Raw genomic sequence first — 16,156 nt, forward strand, 5'->3', positions numbered from 1 at the left:
CCGCGGCCAGCCCCGACCACTCGGGGCTGGCCGCCTCGTCGACCGAGCCCGACGGCGACGAGGCCCTCGACTACGTGGCCGCCCGGCTGATCAGCGGCAAGCTCACCGGCCGTCCCGTCGAGGAGACGATGGACCTCGGCCGGATCGAGCGGGCCGTCCGGGAGATCCTCATCGCGGTCGGGGAGGACCCCGACCGCGACGGCCTCCAGCAGACCCCGGCGCGAGTCGCCCGCGCCTACGTCGAACTCTTCGCCGGCCTCCGGGTCGACCCGGCCCAGGTGCTCAGCACCACCTTCGAGGCCAACCACGAGGAGCTCGTCCTCGTCCGCGACATCGACGTGATGAGCCTCTGCGAGCACCACCTGCTGCCGTTCCGGGGCAGCGCCCACATCGGCTACATCCCCGGCCCGGACGGCCGGATCACCGGGCTGTCCAAACTGGCCCGGCTGGTCGAGGTCTTCGCCCGCCGGCCGCAGGTCCAGGAACGGCTCACCTCGCAGATCGCCGACCTGCTGATGAACAAGCTGGCCCCGCGCGGCGTGGTCGTGGTGCTGGACTGCGAGCACATGTGCATGGCGATGCGCGGCATCCAGAAGAGCGGCGCCAAGACCATCACCTCGGCGGTACGCGGCACCCTCCAGCACGACGCCAAGTCCCGCGCCGAGGCGATGGCCCTCATCATCCCCCGCTGACGGCGGAGGGCCGGCGGCTCAGCCGGCCAGCAGCGCCAGCATGATCCCGGCCGCCACGAGCACCGCCGGGACCAGGCAGACCAGCGCCCCCAGCCGGGGCGTCCGGTCCAACCGCACGCCCGGCTCCGGCGGGAACAGTCGGCCCACACCCACCCAGCCGACCGCGAACGCGACCGCCGGCATCGGCAACCCGACCACCAGCGCGAAGGCACTGGCCACCCCCACGCCGGTGACCAGGAAGACGACCAGCTGGAGCACCGGCACCACCAGCGCCAGCGGCCCGTACAGCAGCACGTTGCGCACCGCCGGCGGCCACGCCGCCGGGCGCAGCCGACCGCGCGCCACCAGCGCCGCGTCGGCGGCGTCCGCCCAGCCCCGGGCCGCGCGCAGCGCCGCCAGCACCGCCGCCGGACCACCCACCATCGACCGGGCCGCCTCGGTCACCTCCGGCGGCGTCGGGGCCAGCGAGATCGCGGGTACGCCCAGCTCCCGCAGCCGGGCCTGCTGCGGCGCCAGCCGGGCGTGCACCCCGGCGAGCTCCTCGCGGGCCGCCTCCACCGCCCGGGCCTGCTCGGCGGCGGCGGTCGCCGCACCCCGGCGTACCCCGTCCAGCTGCCGCGCGGCGGCCACGTACTCGGTCCAGGCGGCGGCGACCGGCTCGTCGCCGACCCGCGGCCGGACCACCGGCACCGTGGACACGTCGTCGAGGCTCATGGTGCCCCTTCGGTTCGCGGCTGCGGGGCTCGCAGGCCCGGCTCACTCCTCGCGCTCACGCCACCACCTCCTCGTCGGCGAACGGCACCAGCACCACGCCCCGCTCGCCCGGAGCGTCCCAGAGCACCGCGCGGCCCGGCCGGGGGCGCCACTGCACCGCGCGCCCGAAGAGCGGGGCGAGCTGGGCGGCCGGCACGTTCACCGCGGCGACCGCGGCGAGCTTGTCGACCTCACCGTCGGGTTCGGTCAACGCGGCGAACGGCGGCACTGTACGCCACCAGCCCAGCAGGTGCGTCCCGGCCGGCGGACCTTCGCGCAGCAGCGTGCGCAGCCGCTCGACCGGCAGCTCACCCGGCGTCGGCACGTCCACCCCGAACACCACCAGGTACGCCGGCCCGCCGTCGTCCAGCGCCGCCAGCAGACCGGCACCGTCCACGATCTCCACCCGCTGCCGCCCGGCCAGCTCCGCCGCCAGCGCGGTGGCCCGGGGCGCGGACCCGTCGGCCAGCGGCGCGAGCACGAACCGGGCGGTGCCCGGCGGGTGGTGCGCGGCGGTGCTCCGGGCGGCCGTGACCAGCAGCCGGGCGGCCTCCTCGCCGGGGCCCAGGACGGCGAGGTTGCGGCCCGCCACCGGGCCGAGCGGAACGGCGACCGTCGTCCGGGAGACGTCCACGGCCCGGCCGAGCAGGGCGGCCGGGCCGCCCCCGTGCCCGGCCAGCGCCGCCCGCAGCCGGGGATCGTTGCGCAGCAGCGGGCGCGCCCAGCCGGCGAAGACACTCGGCGGCGCCGCCCCCTCCGGGCGGGCCTCGAAGAGCCGGCGGCGCAGCCGCTCCACCGAGCCCGGGTCGTCGTGCGGGTCGGGGAAGCGGACCAGCCGTTCGTGACCACGGGTGGCACCGCGCGGCCCGCCGAGCCCGCCGGCGGTGTTGACCACCGCGGAGCCCACCGCCAGCCCGGCCGCCGCGTCGTTGGTCGGCATCAGCACCGCGCCGCCGCCGGAGAGCGCCACCCGCACCGGAAACTGGCCCAGCACCGAGTCACGGGGGGCCGGCCCGGCGCCGATGCCCAGGTCGCCCGCGCCGGCCAGGACCAGATGGACACCGTACGCGCGCCCGGCGCGGGCCAGCCCGTCCAACCGGGCCAGCACCTCGGCGGCGACCGGATCACGATCGGCCAGCAGCAACGGGAAATTGTCGAGCACACAGACGATCCGGGGCAGCCGCTGGTGCTGCCGCAGCTGCGCGAAGCGCTGCCCGCCGGCCCGGGCGCCGGCCTCCTCACGGCGGCGGGTCTCCGCCTCGAGCTCGTCGAAGAGATCCCGCACGTACTCCGGATCTGCGGCCATCGCGGCGGCCCGGACCTGCGGTACCCAGGAACGGTCCCGCTCCGTCTGGAGAAACTCCACGAAGGACTCACCGGCGCCGAGGTCAACCAGGTGCAGGACCAGCTCGTCCGGGCCGTACCGGGCGGTGAGGCCGAGCAGCGCGGTGGTGAGGAAGGCGGACCGGCCGGCGTCCGAGCGACCGCTGACCAGCCAGTGCGGGGTCAACTCGGTGAAACCGACCGTCACCGGGCGGCCGTTGGCGTCCCCGACCGGGGTGGACAGCCCGTCGGCGGAGCTCGTCACCCACAGGGCGTCGTCGGGCGGCGGCAGCAGCTCGGCCAGGCCCAGCCGGGAACCCGCCTCCACCTGCTCGGCCAACCGGCGGCAGACCGCCCCGGTCAGCTCCGCGCCCGGGTCGTCGTCGACGAAGACCGGGGAATTCAGGCCACCCGGCGAGTCCACGCCCGGCCCGCTGAACGGGCTGCCCGGCGGATCACCGAGCAGCGCGTACGCGGTGCGCAGCTCCACCGCGGTCGCCCGGGGCAGCGGCGGTCGGACGGCGTACGGGCCGGGTGGGGGCCAGCCGGCCACCACCAGGTGCAGGCCGGCCGCCGGGCCCTGCACGGCCAGCGCCTCGATCCGCTCCAGGTCGCTCGACGCGGTCGGCTCGGGCAGGCCGGCGATCACCAGCAGCAGCGCCCGGTCGTGCCGGCGCGGCCGGCCGGTCCCCGGCGAAACCCACTGCTCGGCCTCGGTCAGCACCGCCCGCAGCCCGGCCACGTCGACCGCCGGGGGCGGCAGCAGACCCGCGTCGGCCAGCGCCGCGAAGGGCGCGAAGACCTCGCCCGGGCCCGCGCCGTCCACCGCACGGATCAGCAGGCAGCCGGCCGGCGTCGCGGCGAGCAGCCGCAACAGTACGGCCCGGAGCAGCCCCGCCGCGCGTGGCTCCCGCGCGTCCACGTCGAGCGTCAGGTGCCCGGCCGCGAGCAGCGGTACGAGAGCGGGAAAGCGGGCGTCGTCCAGCGGTGCCGCCGTGCCGATCCGGACGAAGGGCGGAGTCGCCTCGCCCGCCGGGGTGTCCGCCCGCAACGTCTCCAGCGGCGCCCCGGCCCAACCCGGTGCGAGCTGCGCGGCGGCGGTGCGGAGCCGGTCCGCCAGCTCGTACTGCCGACGCTGGTCGGCGGGGGCGGGACGGGTCTCGTCGAGCACGCCCGCCGCGGCGGCGGCGGTGGCGGCGGCGCGCCGGTGCAGGGCTGCGGCGCGGTTGGTGCGAACCTTCGGACCGGCCACAGCGTCCACCCCCTCTTCCCGAGGTTGGAAACCTCCCCGAGTGCAGACGGTATCCCAGGAGCGACCGCTCACCCCGCAAGCGCTGCGGCGGTGCGCCGGGCTTGTCGCAAATGCGGACGCACTCTCACCTGCCGGGTTCGTCCTGTCACGATCCGCAGCATCTGGGGCATTGGGTACGAGGCGCTCAGCCGATAGCCTCAGGGGGTGGAATCAGTGCAGCCCCCCGCCGGTTCCCAGGTGTCCCGCGTACCGGCGCAACGGACCCCACCCGACCAGTTGGCGCCCCCCACCCCCGCGCCGGCGCCACAGCGGCCGCGCCGCCGGACCCGCACCGTCCTCAGTGTCGTGGCCGGGGTGCTCGCACTGCTCTGCGTGAGTGGGGCGGTGGTCGGCTACGTGCTGTACGACCGCGCGACGACGCCGGATCGCAGCGCGCCGGACGTGGTCGTGGACAACTATCTGCGTGAGTTTCTGGTCAACCGCAACGACACCAGAGCAGACCAGCTGACCTGCGAGGGCAACACCGACGGTCGCAGCGAGTTGCAATCGCTGAGGGACGACCTACGGGCCAGGGAGCAGCGCTTCTCGACCGCCTTCACGGTGAGCTGGGGCGCGCTCCAGGTCCAGGAGCAGGGGGCGAGTGCCGAGGTGGAGACCGACCTGATCATTTCGGCATCGGTGGACGGCATTAGGCAGAGTGATCGTCAGCGTTGGCGCTTCCGGACGCAGTTGGGGGAGCACTGGCGAGTTTGTGACGCTGCGCGCACTGCCTGAGCTCCTACTCGACCCAGAGCAGGTGCACCGGCACTTCGCGAGTGGACGGCGGCTGTCCGCGCCAGGCCCAGCGGTACCACTCCAGCTCCGGCGTCACCCGTACGCAGATGTCGCCCTCGGCCCCCGAGTAGGTCTCGGTCACCGCACGCAGGTCCCGGTGTTCCACCGAGTCCTCCACGTGCACCACACGTCGGCCGCTGACCGAATCGGCCTCGAAGACGGGCGTGGGTGCGCGATTGGCGGGAGCGTCCAGCGAGACCAGCCGGATGCCCGGTTCCCGGGCTTTGCCCTCCGGCGCCGGGCGGCCCCCGAGCGTCTCCACCCAGACCCGCTCCACCGGGATCAGTGGTGCGAAGACCTCCACCTGGTCCGACTCGGCCCGGTACCACTCGTGTTCCGGGATGACCGGGACGTAGGTGCGGCTGCCCTGCACGACCCGTTCGTCGGCGCGCAGGTCACCCCGCCAGCCGAGGCCGGGCAGCCCGACGAGCACCCGCCGGCCCCGCAGCTCCACCCGTCCGGTGGCGGGCACGATCTCGATCGGGCGCGGTGGCAGCGGCGCCCAGTCCGGTTGCCCGGCGAACGGGTCCGGGAGCGGCCCGGTCATAGTCGTGCGGACCTCATGCCGTGCCCTCCAGCGGTGCGCCCCGCTGCCGCATGAACGGCACGGGGTCGGTCGCCCCCTGCCATCCCCGGTCGCCGTCCAGGTGCACCTCGAAGTGCAGGTGCGGCCCGGAGGAGTTGCCGCTGCTGCCGACCCGCCCGATCACCTCGCCGGCCTTCACCAGCTGGCCGGGGACCACCAGTGGTTTCTCGACCATGTGGCAGTACCGGGTGATGTAGCCGCCGGCGTGCAGGATGTCGACGAACCAGCCGCAGCCGCCCTTGCCCGGAAAGCCGTCGACGTCGCAGTCGAGGCGTCCCCGGCGGTCGGGGTCGCAGCGGGCGACGAGCACCCGTCCGGTCGAGGCGGCGTGGATCCGGGTGGTCCCCTTCGGGGCGCCGATGTCCACCCCGTTGTGCCGCGGCCGGCTCGCGGTCCGGAAACCGGAGCCCACCCCGCCAGGGATCGGCGCCGTCCAGCCCGAGGCGGCGATCATGGTGGCGGAGGCGCTGTCGCAGACCACCTTGTTGGCGATCCGGACGGTCCGGGCGGCGCCCCCGGCGAGCGCATTGACGATCTGGCCGGCCAGCTCCTCGTGCTTGGCGTAGGCGTCCGGGTAGGCGCTGACCTGTACCTTCTGGGCGGCCCGGGTCAGAGGGAGCCGTTCCCAGCCGTCGACCTCGAGCAGCTTCTCGTAGAACTTGCGGGCGGCGTAGTCGGGGCTCATCCGCTGGGCGACGCTGCCCCAGCTGGCTCGTTGCTGGAAGAGTCCGAGTGAGTCGTGGTCCGCGCCGATGCCCTCGTTCGGGATGTCGCGCGACCCGGCGACGGTGCTGTTCGCGAGGTTGCGCAGGCCCGATTCCTGCATGGCCGTGGCCACCGCGACCACCCAGCCCCGGGGTGGCACCTTCATGTCCTGACCGACCTTGATGATGACGGCGGCGTTGCGCAGCTGACTCTTGCCGTAGGCGGACATCCGGGGCATGTCTCCGGTGACCTTGACCCGGTGATTCAGGCCGCAGTCCTGCGCGGCGGCGACCGTCCTCTCCTCGTCACCCCCCAGGTTGGTGAGGAAGAAGGCGCTGGTGCCCCCGCCGCAGCAGAGCAGGACGAGGGTGGCGGTGAGCGCGACGGCCACGGCGCCGACCCGGAGTCGACGTCGGGGCGGCTGGTCCGCCCCAGAGATCTCAGCAGTCATTCCCGCTCCCAGTCCACCGCGTCCACCAACCAGCGCCCCTCCGGCGCCACGAGTTCCAGGCGCAGCCGGCCGTTCTCCAGCGGCACGAGCACCTCCGTGAACGCCGCCGTCCGTGCCCGCAGCGTCGGCGCTCCGGCCACCTTCGCCACCGGTACGCCCTCCGGGCCGGCGCCGGCCAGCTTCTCGGTGAGCGCCGGCGTGGAGAGCGGACGCAAATTCGCCTGCCACTCCTCCGCGGTGACGCCGGGCCCGCCGAGCCAGGCCGTGGTGAACCGTCCGGCGGTCTGCTCCGGCGTGAGTTCGCCGGTCCTCGTCCGTGGCGACTCCGGCACCGGCGTCGCGATGACCCCGTCGTCCTCCTCGCTGGGATCGACCGTGGTGATGGGTTCCCGGGGTCGGCTGCTCAGCCCACTCGTGGCGTCGACCGGCCCGGCGACCAGGCGGGCCGTCCCGATCACCCCGAAGACCAGCACCGCGATCGCCAGCGCCACCCCGAGCCGGGAGCGGAGGACCCGGGTCACCAGCATCTCGACAGCCCTACGCATCGCCGTCACCGTGCCTCGGAGCGCACCCGTGGGCTCGGCTTCGCGGGTGCCCGTTCAGCCGAGTCGGGACGGTAGACCGCGAAGTTCGGCACCTCCTCCGGCACGTCCGGCTCCGTCCAGTCGGCCGCCTGTCGGCGCGGGCGTGGCGCGGTGGTGGCAGGCCTCGCCTCGCGATGGGGCGTCGGCTCCGTCTCGTCGGTGCGGTCCCGACCGTCCGGGCGATCCGGCGGGGCGGAGGTGCCGGTGGCGGAGTGCGACGGGTCCTCCCGTCGGGCCTCCGGGCGCAGCCGGGACGGCTCCAGCGCCAGCCCCCGCCGTCGGGCGAGCGCCGGCTCGGTGGTGCCGCCGGGCTCCACCACGTCGAGCCGGGCGGCGATGCGCATGTCCCGGAAGAAGCGGCGGTGCCACGAGCCGGCCGAACTGACCGCCTCGCTGCTGTCCTTGCCGCCGAGCTGGGTGATCCGGCGGTAGGGGCGCAGCAGCAGCCAGCCGACCACGCCGCAGAGCCACACCAGCACCACCTGGAGCCAGCCGGGCAGGGTGGGCGTGCTCATGATCAGGTCCACCGCGAAGAGGTAGATCGCGGCGCCGGTGCCGAAGATGGCGATGTTGAAGAGCGCGGCCACCACCGCGTTGCCGAGGCGGCGCAGCCCGGCGCTGGCCGGCCTCAGCAGGCCGACCGTGCCGAGGATCGGCGCCGCGATGACCGCCCACCGGAAGACCAGGAAGCCGAGCAGCACCAGCAGTGAGGCGGTCAGGTCGAACATCGCGAAGAGCAGCGCCGCCAGCACCGCGATGAAGCCGGAGCCGATCCGGTCCATGTCCCGGGCACCCTGGAGGTACTCGTACGCCTCCGGATCCTCCACCTTGATCTGGTCCGCCACGGTCATCCACTGCTGTTGCTTCGCCTTGATCGTCGCCGGCCGGGTGGCCGGGTTCTGCCGGAGCTTCTCCGTCTCCTCCCAGGAGAGCGACTTGGCGTCGTAGAGCGCGGGACCGTACTTCTTGGCGGTCTCGCTGTCCGCCGACCCGAGCACTCCCCGCAGCCAGTTGCGGTAGAGCATCGATTCGGTGGCCGTGTCACTCGCCCGGACCGCTGGCGGCCGCTTGTCAACGCACGCATCCGGATTGGGGAGAGCGCATTTGTCCGCAGGTATGTCCCGGGCTGCGGGACCCACGGCGTCGTGTACGACACCGAGCGAGGTGATGAGGGTGCCGTCGGCGATGTTGGCGGACTTGACCGGCCAGGCGGCCAGTGCGGTCACGGCCACCATCACCAGCAGCGCCCAACCCGCCGTGGTCATCGCGTTGCTCATGTCCGACTGGCGGGAGCGCCAGAGCAGGTAGAGGCCCACCACGCAGAGGGTGACGATGCCGAAGACGCTGAACACCTTCTGGTACACGGCCTTGGTGGCCTTCTCCACCAGCGGGTCGGCCCAGCCCCACATCGAGCGGGGATCCCAGGCCCGCTCCCGCAGCGCGTTGGAGGCCCCCACGATGGCGGTGGCGATCATGAACTCGCCGTTGGCCACGGTGGTGGTGAACTTGTAGTCCGGATGGAGCACGGTCGACGCGCAGCCGCCCTCCACGTCGTACGTGTTGAAGCTGTACCCGCCGTAGCCGTAGTCGCTGTACAGGCCCTTCGGGCCGGGCAACTTGGCGGAGTCCGGCCGGGAGGCGAACCAGCCGGCCAGGCCCGAGTCCGGTGCGGTGGGCACCGGCGGCTTCCGGCAGTCGATCTCCGCCTCACCGACCTGCTTCAACTTGGCGACGCAGGCCCTGAAGTCGGTCTGCCACTCCTTGGTGCTGCACAGCTCGGCCGCCGCCTGTGCCGCCGGAGGAGCCGCGACGGCCGGTGTGGCCCCGACGACCGGCCAGCCGATCGTGGCACCGGCGAGCACGCCGAGCGCGAGGAGGAGCGCCGTGATCCGTGCCCGGGCCCTCGCCATGTCACGCCTCCAGATCAGCCAGGACGGTCGGCAGCTGCCCGGCGGCCTGGGCCACCGCGGCGGGGGTGGTGTCCAGGTGTTCGAGCAGCCCGTCGACGTACGACACGTCCACCCGGACCTTCTGCACCCGGCCGTCGACGTCGCGCATGACGAACTCGCGGAAGCCGAGCCGGGCGGCCGACGTGGTGTCGACCGCGGAGAGGGAGGCGAGGGTGGCCTCGTATCCGTCGTTGACCGGCACCCGGAGCAGCCGCAGCGCCTCGGAGGCGATCTCGGTGTCCTCGGCGATCCGGCCGACGAAGACGGTGGAGACGAGGTTCTGAACGTCGAGGCCGAGGATGTCCTTCGGGTTCTGCGACGCGACCAGCGCGGCGAGGTTCCACTTGCGGGAGTCGCGGGCGAGCCGGACCAGGAAGGACCGACCGGAGCGCCAGCCCTCCATGAAGTGCGCCTCGTCCAGGCCGACCAGCTTCCGGGAGGACATCGACCCGCCGTAGCAGCGGCGCACGGCGAGGCGGTGCGCGGTGTGCAGCATCGGCAGCGCGAGCGCCTCCTCGGCGGACCAGTACTCCCGTTCGATCTTGAGGTCGGGCAGCCGCAGGCCGGCCATGGTGATGACGGTGAGCGCGGCGTCGGCGCCGAGCAGCCCCTCCGGCGGGCGGCCGAAGAAGAGCATCGCCAAGGGCATCTCGGCGGTGTCGAGCAGCAGGTTGGCCAGCTCGCGCCCGGCGTCGTCGTCCATGCCCTGCAGGCAGGCGACCACGTCGTCCAGGGTGGAGGTCTCCTCCGCCGGCACCTGGCGTACGGCGTGCCGGAACAGCGTCGCGGTGGACGCCTCGCGGGCCACCTGCGGCGGCACCAGCATCATGCAGATGTCCTGCACCAGCATCCGGCGCTCGGCCCGGGCGTTGGAGACCGCGATCTCGAACTCCCGGTCGCCGGCCGCGCCGCCGCCGAACTCGCTGCGCAGCGGGGTGGGGATGAGCGAGTACGGGGCCAGCGTCCCCTGCTCCGACCCGGTGAGGTTCAGCACCCGGGCGTACGGCCGCAGTTCGGGCATCGCGCAGAGCCGGGCCAGCGGGCCGGACGGGTCGAGCAGGGTCACCTGGACCCCGCGCCGGGCGGCCAGGTAGCCCAGCGCGCCGAGCAGGGTGGACTTGCCGCCGCCGGGCTCGGCGACGAACACCGCCAGGCCGGAGCGTTCCCGCACCTCCATCGGGAAGTGCAGGTCGAGGAAGACCGGCCGTCGGCAGGTGCCGGCGGTACGGCCGATCAGGTCGCCCCGGCGGTCGCCGACGGTCGAGGCGGCCTGCGGGAGCGCGGCGGCGAGCAGCGGCACCGGCATCCGCCGGACGTAGCCGGTGTTGGCGATCGGCTCACCGGGGATGAACTCGCGGGCCAGCCAGTCCTGGTTCTTCGGGTGCTGGAGCGAGATGCGCAGCTCCCGGCTGTAGAGCTGGGTCAGCCGGCGGGCCCGTTCGAGGCACTCCTCGCGGGTCCGGCCGCCCACGGCGATCCGGTGCCAGCCGTGCGCCCGGGCCGAGTCGACCGGCAGCCCGGTGGTCATCTCGTCGCCGATCACCAGCGCCCGCTTCGCCAGCCGCTCCAGCTCGGGCGGGGCGTCGATGCCGTGCTCGGCGTAGTCGAGCTGCTGGGACCGGATCATCCGCAGCCGGTGCTCGAGGTTGCGGAAGGAGTCACCGGAACCGAGGATGTCCACCCGGGTGGAGATCTCCATCGGCCAGGGCAGCCGCTCGTGGAAGTGCAGCCAGGGCTCGTGCCGTTCGGGGATCTCCAGCGGCTCCATCCGGCCGACGGCGAGCACGGCGACGTGCCGTTCCTCGCCGGTCATCCGGTTGACCAGCTTGACCGTCGAGCCGTACGGGGTGCGGTAGCGCTCCACCTGCTCGGTGAGGGCGAGCAGATCGCCACGTTCCCAGCGGCCGTTGGTCACCGGGGAGAGCGTGCCGGGCGGGGCCATGCAGAGCGCGACGGAGCGGTAGAGCAGCCACTCCAGTTCCTGCGCGGTGACCCGGCGGCCGCGCATGCCGAACGCGCCGAGCACCTCGTCGAACTGCTCGACGGTGCGGCTCAGCTTGCGGCGCTCACCGTCGGCGGTGCCCCGGCCGAAGGTGCGCAGCACCCGCTCGGTGAGCGAGTCGCCGAGCGAGCGCCGGGCGAAGGTGACCCCCAGGTAGGTCTGCCCCTCGGCGTGGTTGACGGACATCAGGTGCCGCTGCGCGGCGACCAGGTGGTCGGCCCAACCGGCGGTGCCGGGGACGTCGGGCAGCGGCGAGGCGGTGTGGGCGTCGATGGTGCGGGCCCACTCGTCGGCCGGGAAGGGCCGGGTGGTGCGCCGCAGGTGGAGCCGGAACCCGGCCAGGCCGGCGTACTGCTCGGAGATCGCCGAGAGCAGCGCCTCGCGTTCGGCGTCGGGGCGGAACGCCCACCGCACCTCGGGCAGCCAGTACCAGGCGGTGACGGTGTTGGGGGTGAAGGTCAGGTGCCCGGCGATCTCGGTGATGGCCAGGTCGATCGACGGGTCACGGTCCCCGAACTTGATCTTCGGCGGTTTCACCCGCACCGGCTTCGCGGGGGTGCGCCGCTTGCTGGCGGCGCGCTCGCGCGGTGGCGCCAGCTCCCGGGAGACCCGCTCCGCCGGCTCCTTCGGGCCGGTCTCGGCGAGCTGCCGTCCGGTCGGCTCGACGGTCTCCCGCCGGGGCTGCGCGACGGGCTCGGGAATGGCCCGATCCGCCGGCTCGTGCCAGCTCCGCTCCGCCGGCTGCGGCCAGGCATCCTCTGCCGCCTCCGGCCAGGCCGGCTCGGGCCGGTCCTGCTCGGCGGGCTCCAGAGTGGCCGGCGCGGCGGCCTCCCGCCGGGTCCGCTCGGCAGCTTCCCGCCGGGCCTGCTCGACGGCTTCCCGCCGGGCCCGCTCCGCGGCCTCGCGGGCGGTGCGCGGCTCTCCGACGTCGGTGGTGGTGGCGGGCAACGCGGTGACCCGACGCGGGGTCCGTGGCGGCGGGGCCGCCGGCCGTTCGGTGACCAGCTCGGCCTCGCTCGACGGGCGGAGCGCCGGCAGTCGGTCACCCGACTGGTGCGGGACGCGGGCGCGGGTGGACCGGTCGGCGGCGGGGGCGTCGATCCCGGGCGGCGGTTCGACGTCGATCGTGGGCGGCGGCACGGGGGCCGGTACGGCCGAGGCGGGGGGCGCCACCGGCTGGTGCGGGATCTGCGGATGCTCCCGCCCGGTGCCGCGCCGCGGCGCCACCGCGGGCGGGGGAGCCGGCCGCGCCGGCACCGGGCCCGGGTGCGCGCCGCCGAAGAGGTCGAGGAACGGCGAGTCGATGTCGGTGCCGTCACCGGCCAGCATCGGTGGGGCCGACGCCGGTTCGGCCGGCGGCACCGGCCTGCCGGGTGCCGGCCGGGGGGCCTGGAACACCCCGACGCCGCCGTGACCGGGGCTGGTGACGAGGGCCGGGTCGTGGATCTCCTCGCCACCCACCTCGTCCGCCGGGTAGTCGAACGACCGCGCACGGTTACCGTGCGAGGCGTTGTGACGTCCGGCCGGATATCCCGGCGTGGAAGAGCGACTCATTCGACCGCCTCACCCGCGTTGCTCGACTGCCCGATCGGCGTACGCCCGGTCATGCCAGTTCCTCCCGGATCCTGATCCGGCTGCCCACCAGGCGGGGGTCCCGCAGTTCGGCGGCCGGCTCCCGGGTGCGTCGCCAGTCCGTCAGCGCGGTGCGGATGACCATCCGCGCCGGCCGGTCCGGGTCGACGTACCGGAAGATGAACGAGGTGCTCACGATGGCGAGGGCGATCTCCCAGGCGGGGAAGAGCTCGACCTGGAGCGTGAACAGCCAGTGGATGAACATGTAGAGGGGTACGAGCAGCATGAACAGGCCGTACTGGGCGTACGGGAGGTGGACGGGCAGGGTGTATCCGGGCGGCCCGAGGTAGACCAGGCGGGCCCGGTAGATGTCGTCGTCGGTGCGCAGCCGCATCTCTCGCCCGCGCCTATTCGAAGATCAGGTCGATCAGGTAGTCACCGACGAAGAAGAGTGTGGCCGCGCCGGCGATGAAGGCCAGCCCGACGATCGCGATGGCGGAGCTCGTCAGCACCTTGGAGATCTCACCCCGGCTGGCCCGGCCGATGAAGATGACACCGAGCACGGCCAGCAGGATCGGTGCGATCTTGCTGGCGAAGAAGGTGACGACGCTGTTGGTGTCGATGCCCTTCGGAGCCGGTTCGGCGAGCGGAGCGGCCGACGCCAGGGTGTGCAGCGCCTGCGTGACGCTGGACGACGCCGTCTCCATGAGCTCGAAGGCGATCACTGGAAACCTCCCCATAACGCGGCCGGCGGTGCCGCGGCGGTGCAGTAGGCAAGCCTGGCGGGAAAATTCGGTCACTCTGCGCAGCGTCGGCGACGCTACGTCCGTTACTCACCACGGAGAGTGGCGAGCTTTGGGGGGATTTTTCCCGCTTAGGCCCTCCCTCCAGGCTTCGCCATCTCGATGCTGGGCAATTCCACAGCGTACGGGCCGTCCACCTTTGCGACAACCCGCGAAGAGTCGGCCCGAAACCGCCCGGACGCCCGATCGTACACCTGTTCCAAAGCCCACGTCAGGCCCCGCTCCGAGGGGGCCGACGGGGGCCGCCGGAGCGGTCGGTCACGACCGGTACCGTCTAGTCGTGACCGATCTGGTACGGGCGCAGGCCCCGGTGGTGATGGGCGTCCTCAACGTCACGCCCGACTCCTTCTCAGACGGTGGCCGGTACGCGGACCTCGACGCGGCGGTCGCCCACGGAGTGCGTCTCCAGGCAGAGGGCGCGCACCTCGTCGACGTCGGCGGCGAGTCCACCCGGCCCGGCGCGGACCGGATCGACGCCGACACCGAGGCGGCCCGGGTGCTGCCGGTCGTCCGCGAACTCGCCACGGCGGGTGTGCCGGTCAGCATCGACACCAGCCGGGCCTCGGTGGCCGAGGCGGCCCTGGCCGCCGGCGCCGCCGTGGTCAACGACGTCTCCGGCGGCCTGGCCGACCCGGACATGGCCCGGGTCGTCCGCGACGCCGGGTGCCCCTGGGTGCTCATGCACTGGCGCGGCCACTCCCGGGGGATGGGCGAGCTGGCCAGCTACACCGACGTGGTCGCCGACGTCCGCGCGGAGCTGGCGCAGCGCGTCGACGAGGCGCTCGCCGCCGGCGTCGCCGCCGACCGGATCATCGTCGACCCGGGCCTCGGCTTCGCCAAGACCGCCGCGCACAACTGGGAACTCAGCGCCCGCCTGCCGGAGCTGCTCGACCTCGGCCACCCGTTGCTCTTCGGGGCCAGCCGCAAGTCCTACCTGGGTCGGCTGCTCGCCGGCCCGGACGGCGAACCCCGACCCACTGCGGGCCGCGAGGCGGCCACCGTCGCCACCAGCCTGCTGGCGGTCGCCGCCGGCGCCTGGGGAGTACGCGTGCACGACGTCCGCGGCACCGTCGACGCGCTCACCGTCTGGCAGGCCACCGGCCGCCCCCGCCTCACGAGCCCCGGAGAGGGAACACGATGACCGACCGGATCGCGCTGACCGGCCTGCGGGCCCACGGCCGGCACGGCGTCTACGACTTCGAGCGCGCCCGGGGGCAGGAGTTCGTGGTCGACGCCGTGCTCGAACTCGACCTCGCCCCGGCGGCCCGCTCGGACGAGGTCACCGACACCGTGCACTACGGCGAGCTGGCCGAGCGGCTGGTCGCCGTGGTCACCGGCGAACCGGTCAACCTGATCGAGACGCTCGCCGACCGGCTGCTCGCGGTCTGCCTCGCCGAGCCGCTGGTCGCCGCGGCCACGGTGACCGTGCACAAGCCGGAGGCCCCCATCCCGCACGCCTTCCGGGACGTGGCCGTGACGATGCGGCGGACGCGGTGACCCAGGCCGTGCTGTCGCTCGGCAGCAACCTCGGTGACCGGCTCGACCACCTGCGGACGGCGGTCACCGCCCTCGGCGACGCGGTGCTGGTCGTCTCCGGGGTCTACGAGACTCCACCGTGGGGTGACGCCGAACAGCCGGCGTACCTCAACGCGGCGGTGCTGGTCGCGGACCCGGCGGCGACCCCGCGCGACTGGCTGGACCGGGCCCGGGCCGCCGAGAGGGCGGCCGGCCGGGTCCGTGACCCGCAGCGCCGCTTCGGGCCGCGCACCCTCGACGTGGACGTCGTCGCGGTCTGGGACGACGCCGGCGAGCCGGTGCTCCGCGACGACCCCGAACTCACCCTGCCGCACCCCCGGGCCCACCTGCGCGCCTTCGTGCTCCGGCCGTGGATCGACATCCAGCCGTACGGGCGGCTGCCCGGGCACGGCTGGCTGACCGACCTGCTCAACGCCGAACCGGTGGCCGGTGACGCCCTGGAACTGCGCCCGCGGCCGGAACTGACGTTAGAGTCGGACGCATGACCCACTGGAGCCGGCCGGCATGACCCAGGCGCACCGTCCACCGCGCGGTCCGGAGCCCGACGGTTCGAAGATGGGCCCCACCCGGATCTCCACCCTGGTGGTCGCCGCGCTCGCCGCCGCGGCGCTGGCCTGGCTGCTGATCAGCACCTTCTACTACGACGTCGCGCCGGAGCTGCCCTGGCTGCCGGTGGTCACGCTGGCCGGGCTCGCGGTGCTCGAGGCGTACGCCGCGGTCAACACCCGGGCTCGGATCGACCGCAAGCCCGGGCGGGAGCCGGTGAACGCGCTGCTGGTGGCCCGGTTCGTGGTGCTGGCCAAGGCCTCCGCGCTGGCCGGCGCGATCTTCACCGGCTTCTACGCCGGGCTCACCGGATGGCTCCTGCTCGACGGCACCACCCGGGCCGCCGCCGAGGACCGGCCGGCCGCCGTGGGTGGCCTGCTCGCCTCGCTCGCGCTGGTCGCCGCCGCGCTCTGGCTGGAGCGCTCCTGCCGGGTGCCGGAGAAGGACGACGACGAGGACCGCGAAGGCCCGGACCTGCCCAGTCGTCGCTGACCAGGGGGTTACGCCCGGCCCTCCGCGCAGGTACCGTCCCTGGCGACCGGAGATAGCCGGCCGTCAACGGTGACGG

Annotated in this window: 15 protein-coding genes; 6 read left to right on the top strand and 9 right to left on the bottom strand. The window is 74.0% G+C overall.

Features of this window, described 5'->3' with window-relative positions:
* The first annotated feature begins 26 nt into the window (after positions 1-26).
* Positions 27-692 carry a GTP cyclohydrolase I FolE gene (folE, locus tag AC5L3Z_RS24505; RefSeq protein WP_334521344.1) on the top strand — a complete coding sequence of 222 codons (666 nt, stop codon included), beginning with the start codon at positions 27-29 and terminating at the stop codon, positions 690-692.
* An 18-nt stretch (positions 693-710) separates the two neighbouring features.
* On the opposite strand, the gene AC5L3Z_RS24510 is transcribed toward folE, so the two are convergent.
* Together AC5L3Z_RS24510 and AC5L3Z_RS24515 are read right to left on the bottom strand one after the other, a co-directional pair.
* Positions 711-1,406: a hypothetical protein gene (locus tag AC5L3Z_RS24510; RefSeq protein ID WP_494845323.1), complete on the bottom strand. Its 696-nt coding sequence runs from the start codon at positions 1,404-1,406 to the stop codon at positions 711-713.
* A 55-nt stretch (positions 1,407-1,461) separates the two neighbouring features.
* A complete protein-coding gene (locus tag AC5L3Z_RS24515) occupies positions 1,462-4,029 on the bottom strand; it encodes an FtsK/SpoIIIE domain-containing protein (protein ID WP_494845324.1) in 2,568 nt (855 codons plus the stop codon).
* Positions 4,030-4,233: 204 nt separating this feature from the next.
* Here AC5L3Z_RS24515 and AC5L3Z_RS24520 point away from each other — a divergent pair, with 204 nt between their 5' ends.
* Complete coding sequence (locus AC5L3Z_RS24520; protein WP_494845416.1) at positions 4,234-4,794, top strand: hypothetical protein; 561 nt, start codon at positions 4,234-4,236, stop codon at positions 4,792-4,794.
* A gap of 4 nt (positions 4,795-4,798) precedes the next feature.
* Here AC5L3Z_RS24520 and AC5L3Z_RS24525 read toward each other — a convergent pair whose 3' ends face one another.
* From AC5L3Z_RS24525 to AC5L3Z_RS24555, 7 genes are read right to left on the bottom strand one after another with little or no spacing between them, the layout of a single operon-like run.
* Positions 4,799-5,401: a hypothetical protein gene (locus tag AC5L3Z_RS24525; RefSeq protein ID WP_494845326.1), complete on the bottom strand. Its 603-nt coding sequence runs from the start codon at positions 5,399-5,401 to the stop codon at positions 4,799-4,801.
* Positions 5,402-5,414: 13 nt separating this feature from the next.
* Positions 5,415-6,584, bottom strand: a complete 1,170-nt coding sequence (locus AC5L3Z_RS24530) for a M23 family metallopeptidase (protein ID WP_494845417.1) — start codon at positions 6,582-6,584, stop codon at positions 5,415-5,417.
* A gap of 8 nt (positions 6,585-6,592) precedes the next feature.
* Positions 6,593-7,150, bottom strand: a complete 558-nt coding sequence (locus tag AC5L3Z_RS24535) for a hypothetical protein (protein WP_494845328.1) — start codon at positions 7,148-7,150, stop codon at positions 6,593-6,595.
* Positions 7,147-9,090 carry an MFS transporter gene (locus AC5L3Z_RS24540; protein ID WP_494845330.1) on the bottom strand — a complete coding sequence of 648 codons (1,944 nt, stop codon included), beginning with the start codon at positions 9,088-9,090 and terminating at the stop codon, positions 7,147-7,149. The genes AC5L3Z_RS24535 and AC5L3Z_RS24540 overlap by 4 nt, the downstream gene beginning before the upstream one ends.
* Position 9,091: 1 nt before the next feature.
* Positions 9,092-12,685: an ATP-binding protein gene (locus tag AC5L3Z_RS24545; RefSeq protein WP_494845332.1), complete on the bottom strand. Its 3,594-nt coding sequence runs from the start codon at positions 12,683-12,685 to the stop codon at positions 9,092-9,094.
* Positions 12,686-12,734: 49 nt separating this feature from the next.
* The gene (locus tag AC5L3Z_RS24550; protein WP_067302246.1) at positions 12,735-13,097 is read right to left on the bottom strand and encodes a hypothetical protein; all 363 of its coding nucleotides are present in this window, start codon (positions 13,095-13,097) and stop codon (positions 12,735-12,737) included.
* A gap of 13 nt (positions 13,098-13,110) precedes the next feature.
* Positions 13,111-13,428, bottom strand: coding sequence for a hypothetical protein (locus AC5L3Z_RS24555; protein WP_334521247.1), 318 nt, complete (start codon positions 13,426-13,428; stop codon positions 13,111-13,113).
* Between the two features lie 358 nt (positions 13,429-13,786).
* Here AC5L3Z_RS24555 and folP point away from each other — a divergent pair, with 358 nt between their 5' ends.
* The 4 genes from folP to AC5L3Z_RS24575 all read left to right on the top strand — a co-directional run bounded on the left by folP (position 13,787) and on the right by AC5L3Z_RS24575 (position 16,080).
* The gene (gene folP / locus AC5L3Z_RS24560; protein WP_494845333.1) at positions 13,787-14,647 is read left to right on the top strand and encodes a dihydropteroate synthase; all 861 of its coding nucleotides are present in this window, start codon (positions 13,787-13,789) and stop codon (positions 14,645-14,647) included.
* Positions 14,644-15,003 (top strand): dihydroneopterin aldolase, encoded by a 360-nt coding sequence (gene folB / locus AC5L3Z_RS24565; RefSeq protein ID WP_494845335.1) that lies wholly within the window; start codon positions 14,644-14,646, stop codon positions 15,001-15,003. Before folP ends, folB begins: the two co-directional genes overlap by 4 nt.
* Positions 15,000-15,527 (top strand): 2-amino-4-hydroxy-6-hydroxymethyldihydropteridine diphosphokinase, encoded by a 528-nt coding sequence (folK, locus tag AC5L3Z_RS24570; protein WP_494845336.1) that lies wholly within the window; start codon positions 15,000-15,002, stop codon positions 15,525-15,527. The genes folB and folK overlap by 4 nt, the downstream gene beginning before the upstream one ends.
* 70 nt (positions 15,528-15,597) lie before the next feature.
* Positions 15,598-16,080 carry a DUF3180 domain-containing protein gene (locus tag AC5L3Z_RS24575; protein WP_494845337.1) on the top strand — a complete coding sequence of 161 codons (483 nt, stop codon included), beginning with the start codon at positions 15,598-15,600 and terminating at the stop codon, positions 16,078-16,080.
* Positions 16,081-16,156 lie beyond the last annotated feature (76 nt).

The organism is Micromonospora sp. LZ37 (assembly GCF_059359015.1).